The organism is Desulfobotulus sapovorans DSM 2055, assembly GCF_059569355.1.
Genome location: NZ_JCANVJ010000001.1, coordinates 131,930 through 150,479, shown reverse-complemented (window position 1 = coordinate 150,479; position 18,550 = coordinate 131,930). Strand labels below are relative to the sequence as shown.

The 18,550-nt window shown below is 53.1% G+C and carries 16 protein-coding genes and 1 other RNA gene; 12 read left to right on the top strand and 5 right to left on the bottom strand.

What is annotated here, in order from left to right; all coding sequences use genetic code 11:
• Positions 1–146 precede the first annotated feature (146 nt).
• The 3 genes from BR04_RS00560 to BR04_RS00550 all read left to right on the top strand — a co-directional run bounded on the left by BR04_RS00560 (position 147) and on the right by BR04_RS00550 (position 3,286).
• Positions 147–626: a type II secretion system protein GspG gene (locus tag BR04_RS00560; RefSeq protein ID WP_496354031.1), complete on the top strand. Its 480-nt coding sequence runs from the start codon at positions 147–149 to the stop codon at positions 624–626.
• A gap of 214 nt (positions 627–840) precedes the next feature.
• The gene (locus BR04_RS00555; RefSeq protein WP_496354030.1) at positions 841–2,133 is read left to right on the top strand and encodes a DUF2325 domain-containing protein; all 1,293 of its coding nucleotides are present in this window, start codon (positions 841–843) and stop codon (positions 2,131–2,133) included.
• Between the two features lie 97 nt (positions 2,134–2,230).
• Entirely contained in the window at positions 2,231–3,286 is a 1,056-nt protein-coding gene (locus tag BR04_RS00550) for a sensor domain-containing diguanylate cyclase (protein ID WP_496354029.1), read from the top strand.
• 46 nt (positions 3,287–3,332) lie between these two features.
• On the opposite strand, the gene ffs is transcribed toward BR04_RS00550, so the two are convergent.
• Positions 3,333–3,431: signal recognition particle sRNA small type (ffs, locus tag BR04_RS00545), an RNA gene on the bottom strand.
• A 162-nt stretch (positions 3,432–3,593) separates the two neighbouring features.
• Here ffs and tilS point away from each other — a divergent pair.
• The 4 genes from tilS to BR04_RS00525 all read left to right on the top strand — a co-directional run bounded on the left by tilS (position 3,594) and on the right by BR04_RS00525 (position 9,054).
• On the top strand, positions 3,594–5,039 hold the full coding sequence (gene tilS, locus BR04_RS00540) for a tRNA lysidine(34) synthetase TilS (protein WP_496354028.1): 1,446 nt from the start codon (positions 3,594–3,596) through the stop codon (positions 5,037–5,039).
• A gap of 231 nt (positions 5,040–5,270) precedes the next feature.
• Complete coding sequence (ftsH, locus tag BR04_RS00535) at positions 5,271–7,244, top strand: ATP-dependent zinc metalloprotease FtsH (protein WP_496354027.1); 1,974 nt, start codon at positions 5,271–5,273, stop codon at positions 7,242–7,244.
• Between the two features lie 30 nt (positions 7,245–7,274).
• Positions 7,275–8,165, top strand: a complete 891-nt coding sequence (gene folP / locus BR04_RS00530) for a dihydropteroate synthase (protein ID WP_496354026.1) — start codon at positions 7,275–7,277, stop codon at positions 8,163–8,165.
• A 103-nt stretch (positions 8,166–8,268) separates the two neighbouring features.
• Positions 8,269–9,054, top strand: coding sequence for a type III pantothenate kinase (locus BR04_RS00525; protein WP_496354025.1), 786 nt, complete (start codon positions 8,269–8,271; stop codon positions 9,052–9,054).
• A gap of 231 nt (positions 9,055–9,285) precedes the next feature.
• Here BR04_RS00525 and BR04_RS00520 read toward each other — a convergent pair whose 3' ends face one another.
• From BR04_RS00520 to BR04_RS00505, 4 genes are all read right to left on the bottom strand, one after another.
• Positions 9,286–9,702 carry a hypothetical protein gene (locus BR04_RS00520; protein WP_496354024.1) on the bottom strand — a complete coding sequence of 139 codons (417 nt, stop codon included), beginning with the start codon at positions 9,700–9,702 and terminating at the stop codon, positions 9,286–9,288.
• Positions 9,703–9,983: 281 nt separating this feature from the next.
• Positions 9,984–11,162 carry a type IV pilus twitching motility protein PilT gene (locus BR04_RS00515; protein WP_496354023.1) on the bottom strand — a complete coding sequence of 393 codons (1,179 nt, stop codon included), beginning with the start codon at positions 11,160–11,162 and terminating at the stop codon, positions 9,984–9,986.
• A gap of 45 nt (positions 11,163–11,207) precedes the next feature.
• Entirely contained in the window at positions 11,208–12,290 is a 1,083-nt protein-coding gene (locus BR04_RS00510) for a type IV pilus twitching motility protein PilT (protein WP_496354022.1), read from the bottom strand.
• Between the two features lie 48 nt (positions 12,291–12,338).
• Positions 12,339–12,641, bottom strand: a complete 303-nt coding sequence (locus tag BR04_RS00505) for a YggT family protein (protein ID WP_496354021.1) — start codon at positions 12,639–12,641, stop codon at positions 12,339–12,341.
• 364 nt (positions 12,642–13,005) lie between these two features.
• Between BR04_RS00505 and proC the strand changes: the two genes are divergently transcribed.
• The 5 genes from proC (at position 13,006) to BR04_RS00480 (ending at position 18,494) form a co-directional block, all read left to right on the top strand.
• Positions 13,006–13,875 (top strand): pyrroline-5-carboxylate reductase, encoded by an 870-nt coding sequence (gene proC / locus BR04_RS00500; RefSeq protein ID WP_496354020.1) that lies wholly within the window; start codon positions 13,006–13,008, stop codon positions 13,873–13,875.
• 146 nt (positions 13,876–14,021) lie between these two features.
• On the top strand, positions 14,022–14,729 hold the full coding sequence (locus tag BR04_RS00495; RefSeq protein WP_496354019.1) for a cytochrome c biogenesis CcdA family protein: 708 nt from the start codon (positions 14,022–14,024) through the stop codon (positions 14,727–14,729).
• 155 nt (positions 14,730–14,884) lie between these two features.
• Positions 14,885–15,304 carry a thioredoxin family protein gene (locus tag BR04_RS00490; RefSeq protein ID WP_496354018.1) on the top strand — a complete coding sequence of 140 codons (420 nt, stop codon included), beginning with the start codon at positions 14,885–14,887 and terminating at the stop codon, positions 15,302–15,304.
• Positions 15,301–15,924: an NUDIX hydrolase gene (locus BR04_RS00485; protein WP_496354017.1), complete on the top strand. Its 624-nt coding sequence runs from the start codon at positions 15,301–15,303 to the stop codon at positions 15,922–15,924. Before BR04_RS00490 ends, BR04_RS00485 begins: the two co-directional genes overlap by 4 nt.
• A gap of 476 nt (positions 15,925–16,400) precedes the next feature.
• Positions 16,401–18,494 carry a ribonucleoside triphosphate reductase gene (locus BR04_RS00480; protein WP_496354016.1) on the top strand — a complete coding sequence of 698 codons (2,094 nt, stop codon included), beginning with the start codon at positions 16,401–16,403 and terminating at the stop codon, positions 18,492–18,494.
• The last annotated feature ends 56 nt before the right edge of the window (positions 18,495–18,550 follow it).

The window sequence follows — 18,550 nt, the reverse complement described above, 5'->3', positions numbered from 1 at the left end:
CTGATGCAAATCTGACTGCGCTCCCTGAAGGGAGCGTTTTTTGTTGGGACTCCTTGTGGAGACGGAATTTTTTTCTGGCCGAGGTCATGAGGTGCTGCTATATCTCCTGAATGAAAAAAATCTTCCCCTTTCCATACCGTTTCTGGATGCGCTTCCCCCTGTATGCTCTGGGGATCACCCTGATTTTCTTCCTGCACCGGGATGAAATTGACCAGATGCTGAGCATCAGCATCGCGCACCTTCTGGAAAACTCGGTTCGTCAGGAAATGCAGGAAACGGCCCTGCTTCTTGAGGCCCACTACCAGAAAAACGGTTCTTACCCTGCCGAAAATGCTCTCGACACCTTTCTGGCAGAACACTTTCCCGACAATCTAAGGCGAAAAACCCCCATTGATGCATGGGGCAACCCCCTGATCTACAGACTGGGAAAAGACGGATCAGGCTTTGAACTCAAAAGCCCCGGAAAAGATGGCATACCCGATACCCGTGATGACCTGGGTATGCAAATCCACTACCTGAAGCCGCGCCCTGAAAACCTGCCAGAAAACCTCCCCGAGGCCCATGAAGAACCCGTAAGGGGCGGCAGCCCGGAACCGGCCCCTTCCGCCCCCCTGAATCCCCAGTAAGTCTGCTCCGGAATCAACAGCCTTTCCCTCTCCCTTCTGACTCAAAAAATCCCCAAAAAATTATTTTTTATTTTTAATTTTTTAGTTGACACTAAAACATTTAAAAAATAAAAACATAGTGTCCGGATAAAATACAGCTCTCGTGAAGGGACTGTTTTTTGACCTCCACAGCACTGTGAAAGCACAAAACACCCATCAAATTCAAGGAATCCCCATGACCTCCATGCCTCCCCTGAGCATTGCCTCCGCCACTCTCAAACTTCCCATTGAAACCTGGATCCCCCCGGACATCCGCTTCCTGTCCATATGGGAAATCCCGCAAATGATGAAATGCCCCCTTGTGGGTACCTGTCTTTCCATTGAAGAGCACCAGCGTCTTCTGAAAAAAGCAGGAATCTGCGTGCGCCGCATGTCCGGCCCTGCCCTTCATGAAACGGTGATGCGCAGCATTGATGAACCTTCCAGAGCCGCCCGGAGAATTGATACCTTCTTCCGGAAACACCTTGAACCCCAGGCTCAGGCCTGGCTGCATGCGCCGGAATCCGATATCCGGACTCTCTGGGAAAAAGGAGTTCTGGATGGTGACATTGACGTTCCGCTCTACATCATCGCCTGCCGCTCCAACATCTCTTCCTCCCTGCAATTCCAGGTTTTCGGCGAGTTGCACATGCTGGGACATACGGCCAAGCGGGATCTCCTGGAAAGCCGCAGAACCATAGCCAGGCTGGAAAAAATTCTGGCTCTGGAAAAGGATACTTTCCGCAGACTCCAAAGGGAGTATCAGGAGGACATCACCAGGATGCAGGGAGAACTAAGTAAAATTCAGTCCCCCCTCCCCAGACAGGACAGGGATGAGCATACCGGAATCCGGGAGGAATCCCGGGAAAATATGGAGCTTCTCCGGGAAAGGCTCCAGCGTATGCAGGAAAAAAATCAGGCGCTCACGGAACGGGTACGAAAACTGGAACAGGAAAGAGAAACGCTCCGTCGCTGTCCGGAATCCAGAGAGCAAGCAGCCCTCCCAACCTGCAAAAAGGAAAAAGAGCGGATTCCCGATTTTCCCTGTGCCTGTCCGGATCCTGGACACTGCCACAGTCTGGCTCAACGCCGCATTCTTGTGGTGGGGGGACGGCCCTGTATGCAAACGCTCTACCGGCACGCCGTGGAATCCGCAGGCGGGTGTTTTGAATACCATGACGGCTGCATCCATGGTGGAAAACAAAGCCTGGAAGCCCGTGTGCGCCGTTCAGATCTTGTCCTCTGCCCCGTTAACTGCAACAGCCATGGTGCCTGCGGAATGGTCAAAGACATCTGCCGCAAACATGGCAAATGTCTGCGGATGCTGGATTCTTCCAGCCGCTCCGCCATTGCTGCCGCTCTGAATACGGCCATCTTGTCCTCAACGGCGCCCCCCACTCTGAACACACCCCTCATCGCAGGAAAACACCTTCCTGCCATCTCCGGGCAGGAAAACAGGCAAAACGGATCCAGAATGGATCTGAATTAAAAGTGAACCGGATTAAAAATGAACTTTGACTTCTAAGGCCCTTCTTTCCTATACTCCTGCGATTTTACACGAACCCCCTGTACACAGGAGCAGGACAATGGGCTTTATGGCAGATGATACTCCCGGCAAACTCGAATCCAAAGCCCTTCTGGCTTGTCTTGAAGTCGGAAAACGCCTCACTTCCAGCCTGAATCTGAACGAAATTCTTCAGCTTATCATGGAAAAGGTCAGTGCCCTGGTTGCGGCAGAACACTGGTCCCTTCTCCTGAGGGACGAAGACACAGGCTCCTTGAGCTTCAAAATTGTAGTGGGTGTGGAAAAGGAAAAACTCTCCCATATCCGTATAGACCGGGGAATGGGTATTGCCGGATATGTGGCGGAAAACCAGGAAGCGGTTTTTGTTGCCAATGTACGGGAAGATCCCCGTTTTTTTCCTGAGGTGGATGAAATCACAGGTTTTGAGACCCGCTCCATCTTCTGTTTTCCCCTCTGTATCCACGGCAAAGCGCTGGGAGTCATCGAAATTCTCAATCTGAGAGACGTGCAGGCCTTTGAGACCCACCATCTTCCCATCCTCACCCTGCTTGCCGACTATGCTGCCATTGCCATCCGCAATGCCCAGTTCCTGGAACATATCCGACATCTCAGCATCACCGATGAATATACCGGCCTTTACAACGCAAGATACATGCACGAAATCCTGGAAAAAATGATTCAGCATGCGGCTCAAAAGGGAGAAAAACTGGCAGTGGCTTTCATGGACATGGATCACTTCAAGGGGGTGGTGGACACCTACGGTCATCTCATGGGATCCCGCGTACTCCGGGAAGTCGGCCAGACCCTCAGGGAAGTTCTGAATCCAACGGATCTTCCCGCAAAATACGGCGGGGATGAATACATCCTCATCATGCCGGGATGCGACAGGAAAACAGCTGAAATCAAACTGAACAGGGTGCTTGAGGCCATCCGAAACACCCCCTATCTTCAGCCCGAAGCTTCTCCTCCCCTGCGGGTGAGTGCCAGCATCGGCTTTGCCATTTATCCCGATGATGCCAGCAGCAAAAAGGATCTTCTGCTCATGGCGGATCAGGCCATGTACCGGGTCAAAAAGCATTATAAAAATGCGGTGAATTCCTGGGCGGAAAGGATCTGATGCGAAACAGCAGGGGGAAGGAAAAAGAACAAGCCCCCAGAGGCATCCTGGCCGGGATCGATCCACGACACACACCACCTCGCTTATCGCTGCTTCCTTCCGGATCTGACGAGGTTCACGTGGGTATGTTACGCAGCGGCCGACCAGGATGCCCCTGGAGGCTCATTCAACGGAATCCTTATACAGAGCATGGGACTTCTTGACAAGGTATTCTTCATTCAGACCCTAAAAAAGCACGCCACAGGCCCTTATGCCCCCGCTTTCTCCATTTTTGAAAACCGTTCTCTCTACCCTGAAACGCTACAACATGTGGGAGCCCGGACACCAGATTCTCGTTGCCGTCTCCGGTGGAGCGGATTCCATGGCCCTTCTCCATGCTCTGGTGGATTTACAACCCTGGCATGGCGGGATTCTGGGGATTGCCCACCTGAATCACGGACTCCGGGAAGAAGCGGACACGGAAGCCGCCTTTGTGGTAAAACAGGCCAGCCTGCTGGGACTTTCCTGTCATGTACAAAAAGTTTCCCTGGCCAAGGATTTTCCCGGGTACGGTATGGAAGAAGCAGGCCGTATGGCCCGGTATGCCTTTTTCAACGCCCTCCGAAAGGCCCATGGCTATACCCATATCACCACAGCCCACCACGCGGACGACAGGATCGAACAGATCCTCATGAATCTCATCCGGGGATGCGGCCCCGATGGGCTGAAGGGCATCCCCGCCTTAAGAGCGGACAGGGTGGTACGGCCCCTTCTGGACGTCCACCGAAGGGAAATTCTCACCTATCTTCAGGAAAAAAACCTCCCCTGGAAGGAAGATCCCTCCAACCGGGATACCCGTTTTCTGCGCAACCGCATCCGCCACACCCTGCTTCCCCTCCTGGAAAAAAACTTTAATCCCGGCATCCGCAAAGCCCTTCTGAGGACAGGATGCATTGCCGAAGCAGAAAATGAGTGGATCGATACCCTGGTGCAGCACCACTGGAAAGCCCTTCTTCTGGAAGAAAGCCCAGGCCTCTCCCTTCGGTTGAATGCAGAAGGACTTGCCACCCTTAGCCCCGGACTTCAGGCCCGCATCCTTCGCCATGGTGTCACACAGCTCAAAGGAGACGCCCTGGCACTCTCATGGGATCAGCTGCGCTCCCTGCAAGGCAGGCTTTCCCAAAAAGAATCCTGGGAGTATCACCTCTCAGACCGTATCCTCGTACGCAGTTCCTCAGGCATTTTTGAAATGCGCCGCATGTCCAGAAATCTTCGCCAAGGCACTCCCCCATCCCCTTCTTTCAGCCAGACCCTTTACCTGCCTCAGATTTTTCCCGCACGGGTTCTGCTGCCCGAAGGTATGGGACAGCTTCTGATGCGAATCACCCCTCCACCTCCCGATGCTCCCGGTATTCATCAGGCCTTCCCAGCTGAAATCTTCCCCCTGATGCTCCGCTCCCTGCACCCCGGAGATCGTATGCACCCCCAGGGCAGGAACGGATCCCGAAAGGTCTCACGCCTCCTCTCAGAGGCAAAAATCCCCCTGCACCTCCGATCGGCAAGGCCCCTTGTTCTGAAAGATCAGCACATTCTCTGGGTACCGGAACTGCCTCCGGCAAACCGGCTCTTTCAGAAAATCCAAGAAAAAACACCCATCTGGTTCTCCTGGATTCATAAAAATCTTCCCCAGGAAGATCAAGAGCCTTCACCCCATTCCGAAAATATGCTATGCGTTAAACGTTTTCGTAAGGAAACATCCTTTCCGGATTCCTGAAAAAAAACATGCCATCCGGATCACACGGATGTTTTTCAAAAAATATTGGTATTTCTGTTCACACATGTTCCATATGCATTCACGTCCATAAAACACCCGTTCTCCATGGTTTCAAAAAAAATCTTTTTCTTGCCTACCGTACGATAATGTTTACTATGGGCAGGATGTTTTACCGCAGTGATCTTTATTCGGACAATTTACGGACACATTTTTACGCTCCAGGAGGGCGCATTGAATCCATTCTATAAAAATATCTCTCTGTGGCTGGTCATTCTGCTCATGTTCATCATGCTGTACAACATCTTCAACCAGCCCCAGTATGCCGAAGAAAGCATCGGCTATTCGGACTTTCTCAGCATGGTGGACAGGGAGCAGATTGCCAGTGTTACACTTCAGGGAAGGGATCTTACCGTTGTTACCCACACCAACCAGAAATTCAACGTCTTTTCCCCGGAAGATCCGGATCTGATCCCCACGCTCCGCACCAAGGGCGTTGCCATCAAGGCCAAACCCCCGGCGGAAGCCCCCTGGTTTGTCTCCGTACTTGTTTCATGGCTGCCCATGCTGCTTCTCATCGGTGTCTGGATTTTTTTCATGCGCCAGATGCAGGGAGGGGGAGGAAAAGCCATGAGTTTCGGCAAGAGCCGGGCTCGCCTCATGGATGAAAATACCACCCGTGTTACCTTCACCGACGTGGCAGGGGTAGAGGAGGCCAAGGAAGAACTCCAGGAAATCGTTGATTTTCTCAAAGACCCGAAAAAATTTACACGTCTGGGAGGCCGTATTCCCAAAGGCGTTCTCCTCACCGGCTCTCCCGGTACGGGAAAAACCCTTCTGGCCCGCGCTGTTGCCGGGGAAGCAGGAGTTCCCTTTTTCAGTATCTCCGGTTCGGACTTTGTGGAAATGTTTGTGGGTGTAGGAGCTTCCCGCGTCCGGGATCTCTTCAACCAGGGCAAAAAAAATGCCCCCTGTATCATCTTCATTGATGAAATCGACGCTGTGGGCCGCCAGCGTGGTGCCGGTCTTGGGGGAGGCCATGACGAACGGGAACAGACCCTGAACCAGATGCTTGTGGAAATGGACGGTTTTGAATCCAATGAGGGGGTCATCCTCATTGCCGCCACCAACCGCCCCGATGTCCTGGATCCCGCCCTGCTGCGACCCGGTCGTTTTGACCGTCAGGTGGTGGTTCCCCTTCCGGACATTGCTGGCAGAGAAGCCATCCTGCGGGTTCACATGAAGCGTTCCCCCATCGCAAAGGATGTCAATGTCAAAGTCATGGCCAAGGGTACGCCTGGATTTTCCGGTGCGGATCTTGAAAACATGGTCAACGAAGCCGCCCTTATCGCCGCAAAACGCAACAAGGACTTCCTTGACATGAAGGATTTTGAAGATGCAAAGGACAAGGTCTATATGGGCCTTGAACGCAAATCCAGTGTCATGAGCGAGGAAGAAAAACGGGTGACCGCCTACCATGAGGCGGGTCACGCCCTGGTGGCAAGACTGCTTCCCTTCACGGATCCCGTCAACAAGATCACCATCATCCCGAGGGGTCGGGCTGCGGGTGTCACCTGGTTCCTGCCCGATGAAAGCCCCTTCCGCTATAAAGACCAGCTCATCAGCGGCCTTTCCGTGGCCTTTGGCGGCAGAGTCGCCGAAGAAATCATCTTTAACCGTATCAGCACAGGAGCCGCCAATGACATCAAACAGGCTACGGATGTGGCCCAGCGTATGGTGCGTTCCTGGGGGATGAGCGAAGAACTGGGACCCATCTCCTATGCCAAGGGAGATGAACAGATTTTTCTTGGCAGGGAAATCGGCCAGAGTCGGGACTACTCCGACGACACCGCCAAAAAAATCGACCAGGAAATTACGGGACTGATTCATGGTGCCTACCAGAGCGCCCGGGAAGTCCTTACGGAAAACCTGGAACTGCTGCATAAACTTTCCGAGCTGCTTCTCGAAAAGGAAACGGTTCAGGGCAAGGAGCTGGATGAGCTGATTCTCTCCTTACGCCCGGAGATTGTCTTCCCTTCCCAGCTGCCCGAAATGGACGAGGATGACAACCTTTATGATCCACCCCAGAAACAAAATGCCGAAGCAGCCGGAGATACGGAAGAGTACGGAGAAACGGACAAAGACTCCCATTCCGAGGAAGTTTCCGAACAGGAAACCCTGAGAAAACCCGAAGACCCGAAACCCTGAACAGGCCCCTTGAAGATGACGGGATTGCTGATGCAAACGGCCCCAATCCATGAATGGATCCAGGGCCGTCCTGCCCTCATGGGCATCCTCAACTGTACGCCGGATTCCTTTTCCGATGGTGGTCGCTTCCTGGATCTGGAAAAAGCTTTGAACCATGCACGCCGTCTTATCCGTGAAGGTGCTGACATTCTGGATATTGGCGGCGAATCCACCCGTCCCTTTTCCCTCCCCGTTTCCGCAGAAGAAGAATGTCGCAGGGTACTCCCCCTGATCCGGGCACTGCGGGAGGAAAGCAGCATTCCCATCTCCATCGACACGCACAAGGCCCAGGTTGCAAGGGCGGCCATTGAGGCCGGAGCCAGTCTGGTTAATGACATTTCTGCCCTGCAAGACCCGGATATGCTCCCCCTCTGTGCCGATACGGGGGTAGGGGTGGTACTCATGCACATGAAGGGCACTCCCCAGACCATGCAGCAGAACCCATCCTATCGGAATGTGGTTCAGGAAGTTTTTTCCTTCCTTCAGAACCGGACAGAAAAAGCCCTCAAAGGAGGAATCGCAACAGACCGCATTCTCGTGGATCCGGGAATCGGTTTCGGAAAAAGCCTGGAGGACAATCTGAAACTTCTGGCAGCTCTGGAAGATTTCAGGGCCCTGGGTTTCCCTCTGCTCCTGGGCACGTCCCGTAAACGTTTTCTCCGTATGCTCACCACACACCAGGATGAAGAACCGGATGTGCTTTCAGAAGAAGTCCGGGCGGCTACCCTGGCGACTTCTGTTCTGGCGGCAGAAGCGGGGGTTGCCGTACTCCGCGTCCATGATGTCGCCGTTACCCGCGCAGCTCTGGATGTCACCCGAGCTATTTTACAATATAAAAAAAACCTGTGCATCCCCGGTCATCCGGATCCCGGCAGCCCCTAAAAAACATCTTCCCGTTCCTCGTCAAATCCTGCTTGACAAAATTTCTGCTTTGCAGGATGGTTGCATCCGTTTTTTCCCCAATAAAACATCATGAGGAGGCTCCATGCTGCTGGTGATCGATGTCGGGAACACCAACACCGTGATTGGTATTTTTGAAAAAGAAAAACTCCGAAAGGATTGGCGTGTCCCCTCCAGACGGGATACCACGGCGGACGAATTTTATGTGCTGATCAAAAATCTTTTTCAGGATGCGGGTATTCCCCTGACGGCGGTTGAGCAAACTCTCATTTCCTGCGTTGTTCCCCCTATGGTACCTGTTCTGGATGCCTTCTGCCGCCGCCATATCGGAGGTCTTCCGCCCCACTGGGTCAGTGCGGCCTCCGTTCAGGGCTGGATGCCCATTCTCTATACCAATCCGGCGGAAGTCGGAGCAGATCGTATCGTCAACGCCGTGGCCGCCTACCACCGGTACCCCCAGGCCCTTGTGGTCATTGATTTTGGAACCGCCACCACCTTTGATGTCATTTCAAACCAGGGCGCATACCTGGGAGGTGCCATCTCTCCCGGTATTGCCATTGCCGCAGACGCCCTCTTTCAGCGGGCTTCCAAGCTGCCCAGGGTTGCCCTTTTCAACCCTCCTCCCCAGGTTATTGGCAGGGATACGGAGAGCAGTCTGAAATCGGGTATCCTGCATGGCTATGCCGCTCTGGTGGACGGCATGGTGGACAACATCCGCAAAGAAATGGGAGAACCCCTCAAAATCATCGCAACGGGTGGTCTGGCACCCCTGATGCAGGAAGTATCCCGCACCATAGAAATTGTGGACAGTACCCTCACCCTTGAAGGACTACGGCTCTTAAGCGCGCACATCCCCAGAACACAGGCATAAAAAAACGGCTCCTCAGTCCCATGCCTGTCAGATGCTCTGCCCCTGCGCACAAAGAAAGGGGCTTTTTTATCTGATGACTCCCCTGGCTCAGCCATGCCGTCTCAGGTGCTGCCTCTACTTCCATACATTTTTCATAAGAGTGATGGCTTTGGGCGCAGAAACACCAAGTACGGCGCTCCCACGCTGACGCATGGGAGCGCTCGCTGAAAAAAAAGGGAAAAATCAGATTTTTTAATACCGCCCTTCCTCCCGCATGGCTTCCTGAAAGGCTTCATAGAAATGTCTGTGATCGGAAATCCCCTGCCGGAGAAGACGCTCCAGATCGGGAAGATGCCGGTAATTCACCACAAGATTGATACTGCGTACAAAGGCCACCAGAGAATCCAGGGTGCTGTGCCTTTTAGACAGCATCGCAACAAACATCTCCCGCCGTACCTGCATGGGCAGCCGCTCCAGATAAAGCAGCACAGGGTTACGATCCGCATCCGCCCCTCCAAAGCCCTCATCCGCCACCACAAGCTTGCAGGCATGCATACGCAGGGTTTTCAGGGCCTCATGGGGAGCCGTTACTTCCAGCACCTGATACTCCATCATTTCAAGGGTTTTATGGATTTCAGCAGCAACACCTGCATCTTCCATACAAATCATGGCAAGATCCCCCTCCTCCTCAGCAAAAACCAGGGAGGACACAGGAGAAGCCGATGCTGGAGACTCTGAAAATCCAGCCTTTGCCAGGTTAGAAAGTTCTTCCCTGTTTTTCCCTGTGGCATCACGGGTATGACATTCATCGGGAGCCGTAAAAGAAAAGGGTCTGCGGCACTTGGGACAATTCAATATTACGGTTTTCCCCGGTGGAATCTTACCTGCAGGGATACGGAAAGAAGCCTGACAACCTTCACATACCTGGGGGCTACCTGCTTCCGGATCCATCAGAACCCCTCCCGTTGCCGACCATAGTTCCGGTCAATTTCAAGGTTATCAATATCCGTTGTGGTTTCTCCCCTGGCCGCCTTTATCTGATCCAGTCCCCTCCCCACGGCTTCCCGTCTGGAAGCATAACTGAGGGCTGTGGATTCGGTAATCAGTCCCTTCTCGTAAAGCTGGATAATGGAATCATCAAAGGTGCACATCCCCCTGTGACGGCCCGTCTGAATCATCTCATAAAAGGTTTTTCCATCAGACTCTCCGTTCATGATAATTTCCTTGACCCGGAGGCTGGTACCCAGAATTTCAAAGGCTGGAACCCTCCCTCCCCCAATCCTGGGCAAAAGACGCTGGCAGACAATCCATTTCACGGAATCTGCAAGGCGGATACGCATCTGTTTTTCTTCTTCATTCTCAAACATACCGATAATACGGTTAATGGTTTTACCCGCATCCACGGTATGCAGGGTGGTAAGCACCAGATGCCCCGTCTCCGCAGCCCGTATACCGATTTCAACGGAATCCCGATCCCGCATTTCGCCCACAAGAATCACCTTCGGTGCCTGACGCAGGGCGGCGCGCAGACCCGTGCCGTAATCAGGAAAATCCACCCCCATTTCCCTCTGGTTAAAGGTGGATTTTTTCTGGGGGTGCTGATATTCCACAGGATCTTCCAGGGTAACCACATGCACCTGCTGGGTATTGTTGATGGCATCCAGCATGGCTGCAAGGCTTGTGGACTTCCCCGAACCCGTGGCCCCTGTGACGAAAATCAGGCCATTTTTTTCTGCTGCAATTTTGTGAAAGACTTCCGGCAGCCCCAGCATGTCAATACTGGGAATGCGGGCTTCAAGCTTTCTTAAGACTGTGGAATAGTTTCCCCCGGACTGGGAGAAAATATTGACACGAAACCTGGCTTTTCCCGGAAGACTGTAGGAAAGGTCACAGGAGCCATCCCTTGCCAGCTGTCTGGCAATACGCCGGTTCCGTCCCATAAGGGTCAGGGCCAGGATTTCCGTCTGATACGGTGTGAGGGCCGTCAGGGGGGGATCCATGGGAACGCCCATCAGCTTGCCGTCACTTTCCACCTGGGGCGGACGTCCTGCCGTAAAATTCAGGTCGGATACATTCTGCCTGAAATCCAGCATCTGGGTAAGAATATGATCAATCTCCTGTTTTTTCATGCTTTTTTCTCCTGATCCTCACATATCTGAAACGCCGGCGTGTCATCACACCTCCGTAAAATCCAGGGGCGGATTTTTCAGGAAATTCACAAAACGGGATTTTTCATTGGACTTGGAATACGCATCATCTGCGCTGATCACCCCCCTGGTATAAAGTGTCATGATGGCATCATCGAGAAGCTGCATGCCATACTTTTTACCGGTCTGGATCATGGAAGCTATCTGAAAGGTTTTGCCTTCCCGAATCAGGTTACGGACAGCAGGGTTGGCAATGAGGATTTCCATGGCCGCCACCCGGCCCTTCTGATCAATACGCTTGAAGAGGGTCTGGGAAATCACCGCCCGGATGCTGTCCGCCAGGGTAGAACGCACCTGGGACTGCTGGTTGGCGGGAAAGACCTCAATGATGCGATCTATGGTTTTGGCGGCACTGTTGGTATGCAGGGTGGCCAGTACCAGATGTCCGGTACTGGCCGCTTCAATGGCAAGGGAAATGGTCTCAAGATCCCGCATCTCCCCCACAAGAATGATATCGGGATCCTCACGCAAAGCTCCCCTCAGGGCCGCAGAAAAACTCCGGGTATGATTCCCCACTTCCCTGTGATTCACCAGGGCACTCTGACTCCTGTGCACAAATTCGATGGGGTCTTCCACGGTGATGATATGATCCTTTCTGTGCCGGTTGGCCACATCCAGAATGGCAGCCAGGGTGGTGGATTTACCCGAACCCGTAGGCCCTGTCACAAGTACCAGGCCTCTCGGCAGAAAGGCCAGCTTGGAAAGCACAGGGGGAAGCCCCAGCTGTTCCGCCGTCAGAATCGTGGTGGGAATCTCACGAAAAACGGCGGCAACACCATTGCGCTGAAGAAAATAATTGGATCGGTACCGGGCCAGCCCCTGGATTTCATACCCGAAGTCAATATCCCCGGTTTCCTCAAAGAGCTTGATTTTATCCTCAGGACAAATTTCATAGAGCATGGAACGGAGCTCATCATTATCGAGAACCTTATATTTAACCCTCTCCATTTCACCATTGATACGCAGGGCAGGGGGCTGACCCGCAACAAGATGAAGATCCGAAGCTCCCTGATCGTGCATCAGCTTAAAAAAAGCGTCTATTCTCGCCATCGAAACCTCCTGAAAGTCTTTTCTACCCTGAAAGCCCGGATCCTTTAATCAGCGTCCCATCATCACACCCATATTGTACAGGGTGCCTACCAGAAACTCCTTCAAAAAAATAATAGCCAGAATGATCAGCATGGGGGAAAAATCAATCCCCCCGAACTGTATGGGCAGTATCCTGCGCACCCTGTTCATCAGCGGATCTGTCACCTGACCCAGAAAACGGACAATGGGATTGTAAGGATCCGGATTGACCCAGGATAAAAGGGCCCTTGCGATGAGCACCCACATGTAAAGGGTCAATACAATTTCCGTGATTTTGGCCAGGGCTACAAAAAAATTTCCAAAAACAAACATGGGAAAACCTCATTTTGAATATTGCATGAAAAAAACTCCCGACAAGCAGGAAAAACACCAATTGCCTTTTTTCAGATTTTCTGAAAAGACATCCCAAAAAAAGAGGAAGACTGACCGCTTGATGGTGCAGCATACGGCATGATCCCTGAATCCGTCAAGAAGACGGATGGCACAGGGGCACGCATCCTGAGATGTCAGGAGAAAAACCAGGATCTTCCTGCTGAAAAATGAAAAAGCATGGTCTCAAACCTTGTATCCTGAACCAAGTTCGGGCATATCCTTCCGTCAGAAGGCATCCGGCTGTGGCCTTTTCAAAGGAGACACCACCCCAGGGTTCAACCACACATTTCACCAAGGAGTCCCCATGTCCTCTCCCCTTGCTTCCAAAACCATTGGATTTATCGGTGCAGGCAATATGGCCGAGGCCATGATCCTGGCTCTCCGCCATGGCCTGGGTCTTGCCCCCGAAAAAATCCTTGCAGCCGATCCCAACCCTGTCCGCAGAGAATATCTGACTGCAAAATGCGGTATCAGAACCACAGCAGACAATATGGCCGTGTTCATGGCAGCCGACATGGTGGTACTGGCCGTTAAACCCCAGCAGATACCCAACCTGCTCAAAGAACTGACCGAAAACCCCCAGTACGGAGATATTTCCAAAAGAAAACAGATTCTTTCCATAGCAGCTGGCATCCCCCTGGCCTTTCTGGAAGAACAGCTTACGGCTCCTCTGACTGTAGAAAAAAAGGAACTGCTTGTCGTCATGCGGGTGATGCCCAATACCCCCGCGCTTATCGGATGTGGCATGTCCGGCATCAGCCGGTCGTCAGGAGCCAGGGACGAAGACATGCACCTCACTCTGACTCTGGTAGCCGCCATGGGTAAAACCTGCATCCTGCCCGAATCCCTCATGGACGCCCTCACCGCTCTGTCCGGATCCGGCCCTGCCTACCTCTTTCTCCTGGCAGAATCCATGATCCGGGCAGGGGAAGCTCTGGGCCTTTCCGCTGAAGATGCCTTGACCCTCACGCTACAGACCCTGAAGGGAGCCGTCGCCCTCCTGGAAAAGGGAGAGACGGATGCCGCAACCCTCAGACAACGGGTCACCTCCCCCGGTGGTACCACAGCCGCTGCCATTCGTGTGTTTCAGGAAGGGGGCTTTGAGGATCTGGTACTGAAGGCCATTATGGCGGCACGGGATCGTTCGCGGGAACTTTCCCGGAGTCTGGTGTAACCTGAAACACCCAAAAGGGCTCTCTTAAAATGTCTGCTATCCGGATTTCAGGAAAACACGACCCCTCTGTGTGTTCTGAAATCCGGTTTTTTGAGCCAGCCTTTCCAAACAAAATCTTTCCTACCCGCCCTTTTTCTGGAGTCATCATGTTTCCTGTGGAACCCGTGTCCATCTTTGCAGCCTTCAGTGCCGGAATCCTGTCCTTCCTGTCGCCCTGTATTCTGCCCCTGATTCCTGCCTATTTCAGTTTTATCTCAGGGGTCTCCATGGAAGAACTCTCCGAAGGCCCATCCCCCGAAGCACGGCGCCGGATTCAGCTGACAACCCTTGGGTTCGTGTCAGGTTTTTCTCTGGTTTTCATCGCTCTGGGGGCCTCGGCCAGCCTGATCGGTCAGCTCTTTTCCGGAACCGGAATCTGGCTGCGTCTTGGGGGAGGTGCCCTGGTGCTTGTTTTTGGCCTGCACCTCATGGGAATCCTCCGTATCCCCCTCCTTCAGAAAGAAAAACGTATTCATCTGAAATCACGACCTGTAACCGCCCTTGCCTCCCTTTTCATCGGCATGGCCTTTGCCGCAGGCTGGAGTCCCTGCATCGGTCCGCTTCTGGGAACCATCCTGATGATGGCGGGAACCCAGGAAAACATGGTACAGGGGACAGGACTTCTTGCTGTCTATGCCCTGGGACTGGCTCTTCCCTTCGGGCTTCTGGCCTTTACCGCAGCCCGGATCATGCATCTTCTGGGCAGGATCAAACCCTTTATGCGGGTGGCCAATGTACTGGCCGGGATACTGCTTGTGACCACAGGCATTCTGCTCATGACCAATCAAATGGGAAGGCTTGTTCTGATTCCGTGACCCTGCTGCTGAAACTCCTTATGCCGCCTGCCGCAAAGCAGGTTTCCATAAAAAACGCCAGCCTGCTTACGTGAAAACAGCGTGCACATTTTTTTATATCCCATAAAGATACGGGACGGTATCGCGACCCGCAACCTTCTGAAGGAGACATCCACATGCCCATCATCCGCCTTCTGTTCCTGTCGGTTTTTTTCTCCCTGGCTGCAACAGTCCCTCCGGGTGCCGAAACCTTAGTCTGGACACCCCACGCCAAGGTCATGGAAAAAGCCGCAGAGGCTGAAAGAAAAGTATATCTTTATTTTCAGAGCAGCCAGTGCTCCTGGTGCCGTACCATGGAAGAAAAAACCCTGGCCCATCCTGACGTTGCCCACTACCTGAACACCCACTTCATCAGCAGCCGTATCGATATTGACAGGGAAAGCGCCCTTGCCAGGAAATTCCGGGTCAACGGAGTTCCCGCCCATATCTTTCTCTCCCCCGAAGGTCAGGGGCTGTTCAGCAGACCCGGATATGTACCCCCGGAAACCTTTCTGCGTATCCTCAAAATTCTCAACACTGGAAATCATCAGCAATGACAAAATTTTCTGATATTTATAGAAATATTATCCTGGAACACCCCCATCCCGTACCGCCTCGCAGAAGCATACGTCCTGCTGCGGTATCCTTTCTTCTGCAAAAGGGAACCCACCCCAGACTGCTGGCCATCGAAAAAGCCGCCCATCCCCACTACACCTGGGCCGGTCAGGTTGCCCTGCCCGGTGGTCATGTGGATCCTGAAGATCCGGACAGTACCCACACAGCACTGCGGGAGCTTGAGGAAGAACTTCATATTCCTGCGGATCAGGTGGATATCATCGGCTCCATGGGCCACTTCATGACCCTGAACAATGTCTGCATTGAAGTCATCGCCGGATGGTGGAACGGTCTCGGCCCTCTGCGCCATGATCCTTCAGAAATTGCCAGGGTTCTGGACATCCCCCTGGAAAGCCTGATGGAAACCCATCAGCGTCAGGGATTTCAGGGACGGGAACCGGACTGGACAGAACTGCGCTATCCTGTAGGAGATACCGAAATCTGGGGTGCTACGGCCCGTATTATTCACCACTTCATGGAATGCCTCCTGTCTCCGGATTCCCTGAATCCAGCTGACGCCGTTTCACTCGAAAACGGATCCGTACCATCAGCCAGAAACTGACAAGGCAAAGAACCAGAGGAACCCAGATGTTGTGCAGCCAGGGTTCCGTATCCAGAGCCACAAGAATACCCGCAAGCCCGAAAATCAAAACAAGCGCCAGAAACCAAAAAGACGCCCTGCAGGCAATATCCGTATCATACCAGGGCGTCCTGTGCTGCCGGTGCACCGGTTTTTTTCTCACTGTATTCCCCTCCCTCATCCTGGGTATCCCCTTTCAGACTCCCTGAAAAAAATAAAAGCATATCCAGGGATACCCCAGATTTTTTTCCCAAAAAAACCAAACACATCCCACATAAAACACAATATATAGATACAAATACCCAAAACAAACCCAATATACAGACTTGACTTCCCCTCAAAGCTCCCCTATCTTTGGGACGAAAAAATGAAAAACGCCCCTTGAAACCGGGACTTTTTCCGTATCCCTCCAGACCTCTTCCCGTCCCGGATCAACCCTAAAAAAACCGAGAGATCCCATGCTTGAAAGTATCAAAAAACGCAACGGTCGTATTGTCGAATTCGATTCCTCCAAAATCACAGCCGCCATCACCAAGGCAGGCAAGGCTACGGGGGAATTTGGCGAAAGGGAAGCCCGCAAGCTCACCCTGCGGGTTCTGACCCTCATTAAAGACATGCGCCTTGGCCCCTCTCCGGATGTGGAAGCCATTCAGGATATCGTGGAACGCACCCTCCTGGACTCCCCCTATCTCCAGACCGCCAAGGCCTATATCATCTATCGGGAACAACGCAAGCAGCTCCGGAACATTGTCAGCCGGGTCAATGGAGACCTGGTCGATAACTATCTCCGTCAGATGGACTGGAAAATTAAAGAAAACAGCAACATGAGCTATTCGCTCCAGGGGCTGAACAACTACATCTCCTCGGACATCACGGCGGAATACTGGCTGAACCGCATCTATCCCCCGGAAGTGCGCCGCGCCCACAAGGAAGGCGAGATGCACATCCACGATTTAAGCCTGCTTTCCGTCTACTGCGTGGGCTGGGATCTTCAGGATCTGCTGCGCCAGGGCTTCAAGGGCGTTTCCGGCAAAGTGGAAAGCGCTCCCCCCCGTCACTTCCGTTCGGCTCTGGGACAGCTCGTCAATTTTTTCTACACCCTTCAGGGGGAAGCCGCAGGTGCCCAGGCCGTATCCAATTTCGACACCCTTCTGGCCCCCTTCATCCGCTACGATCAGCTCGACTATGTGGAAATCAAACAGGCCCTCCAGGAATTTGTCTTCAACATCAACATCCCTACCCGGGTCGGCTTCCAGACGCCCTTCACCAACATCACCATGGATCTCAACGTTCCCGGTATTCTCAAGGACGTTCCCGTGGTGCTCGGTGGCCTGGACATGGATGTCACCTACGGGGATTTCCAGGCCGAGATGGATCTTCTGAATCAGGCCTTTGCGGAAGTGATGATGGAAGGCGACGCCCGGGGCCGGGTGTTCACCTTCCCCATCCCCACCTACAATATCACCAAGGATTTTGACTGGGACAACCCCCGCATGACGGCCATCTGGAAAATGACGGGTAAATACGGCATCCCCTATTTTTCCAACTTTGTGAACTCTGACATGGATCCCGACGATGCCCGCTCCATGTGCTGCCGTCTGCGCCTCGACAACCGGGAACTGCGCAAACGGGGCGGCGGCCTTTTTGGAGCCAACCCCCTCACCGGCTCCATCGGGGTGGTCACCATCAACCTTCCCCGCATCGGCTACCTTGCGGATACGGAGGAGGAATTCAAAACCCTTCTTGACAATGTCATAGAGCTGGCCAAGGAATCGCTACAGATCAAACGCAAGGTACTGGAACGCTTCACTGACGGCTGCCTCTATCCCTACTCCAAGTTCTATCTGCGGCACATCAAGGAGCGCACGGGAGTCTATTGGAAAAACCATTTTTCCACCATCGGCATCAACGGTATGAACGAGGCCTGCATCAACTTTCTGGGGGAGGACATTGCCTCAGAAGCAGGGCACAATTTTGCCCTTTCCGTCATGGATCATATCCGGAAGCGCCTCGAAGAAATCCAGAACGAGACCGGGGATATCTTCAACCTGGAAGCCACCCCTGCGGAAGGCACGTCCTACTCTCTCGCCCTGAAAGACAAAACAATGTATCCGGATATTCTCTGTGCCAACGAGGAGGATTTCAAAAACGGAGGCGATCCCTTCTACACCAACTCCACCCATCTTCCGGTGAACTACTCCGATGATCTCTTCACCGTTCTCGATCATCAGGATGATCTTCAGGCCAAATACACGGGCGGCACCGTACTGCATACCTTCCTTGGAGAAGAAATCCGGGATCCGGCTATCACCCGCAATCTGGTACGCAAAATAACAGACAACTACAAACTGCCCTATTTCACCCTGACCCCCACCTTCAGCGTCTGCCCCCTCCACGGGTACATGCGGGGAGAAAAAACAGCCTGCTCCACCTGTCAAGGCCCTACGGAGGTTTACTCCCGGGTAGTGGGCTATCTTCGCCCCGTCAACCAGTGGAACAACGGCAAACAGACGGAGTTCCGGATGCGCAAGACCTTTAAGGAAGCCCTGTAGCCCCTCCTCTCCCCTCCCTGGAAACTTTCCTGCTCTGGGAAAGATCCAGGGAAACC

Coding starts and splice junctions, on each gene's coding strand:
- BR04_RS00560 (WP_496354031.1), top strand. CDS start 147: ATGCGCTTCCCCCTGTATGCTCTGGGGATCACCCTGATTTTCTTCCTG.
- BR04_RS00555 (WP_496354030.1), top strand. CDS start 841: ATGACCTCCATGCCTCCCCTGAGCATTGCCTCCGCCACTCTCAAACTT.
- BR04_RS00550 (WP_496354029.1), top strand. CDS start 2,231: ATGGGCTTTATGGCAGATGATACTCCCGGCAAACTCGAATCCAAAGCC.
- tilS (WP_496354028.1), top strand. CDS start 3,594: ATGTGGGAGCCCGGACACCAGATTCTCGTTGCCGTCTCCGGTGGAGCG.
- folP (WP_496354026.1), top strand. CDS start 7,275: ATGCAAACGGCCCCAATCCATGAATGGATCCAGGGCCGTCCTGCCCTC.
- BR04_RS00525 (WP_496354025.1), top strand. CDS start 8,269: ATGCTGCTGGTGATCGATGTCGGGAACACCAACACCGTGATTGGTATT.
- BR04_RS00520 (WP_496354024.1), bottom strand. CDS start 9,702: ATGATTTGTATGGAAGATGCAGGTGTTGCTGCTGAAATCCATAAAACC.
- BR04_RS00515 (WP_496354023.1), bottom strand. CDS start 11,162: ATGAAAAAACAGGAGATTGATCATATTCTTACCCAGATGCTGGATTTC.
- BR04_RS00510 (WP_496354022.1), bottom strand. CDS start 12,290: ATGGCGAGAATAGACGCTTTTTTTAAGCTGATGCACGATCAGGGAGCT.
- BR04_RS00505 (WP_496354021.1), bottom strand. CDS start 12,641: ATGTTTGTTTTTGGAAATTTTTTTGTAGCCCTGGCCAAAATCACGGAA.
- proC (WP_496354020.1), top strand. CDS start 13,006: ATGTCCTCTCCCCTTGCTTCCAAAACCATTGGATTTATCGGTGCAGGC.
- BR04_RS00495 (WP_496354019.1), top strand. CDS start 14,022: ATGTTTCCTGTGGAACCCGTGTCCATCTTTGCAGCCTTCAGTGCCGGA.
- BR04_RS00490 (WP_496354018.1), top strand. CDS start 14,885: ATGCCCATCATCCGCCTTCTGTTCCTGTCGGTTTTTTTCTCCCTGGCT.
- BR04_RS00485 (WP_496354017.1), top strand. CDS start 15,301: ATGACAAAATTTTCTGATATTTATAGAAATATTATCCTGGAACACCCC.
- BR04_RS00480 (WP_496354016.1), top strand. CDS start 16,401: ATGCTTGAAAGTATCAAAAAACGCAACGGTCGTATTGTCGAATTCGAT.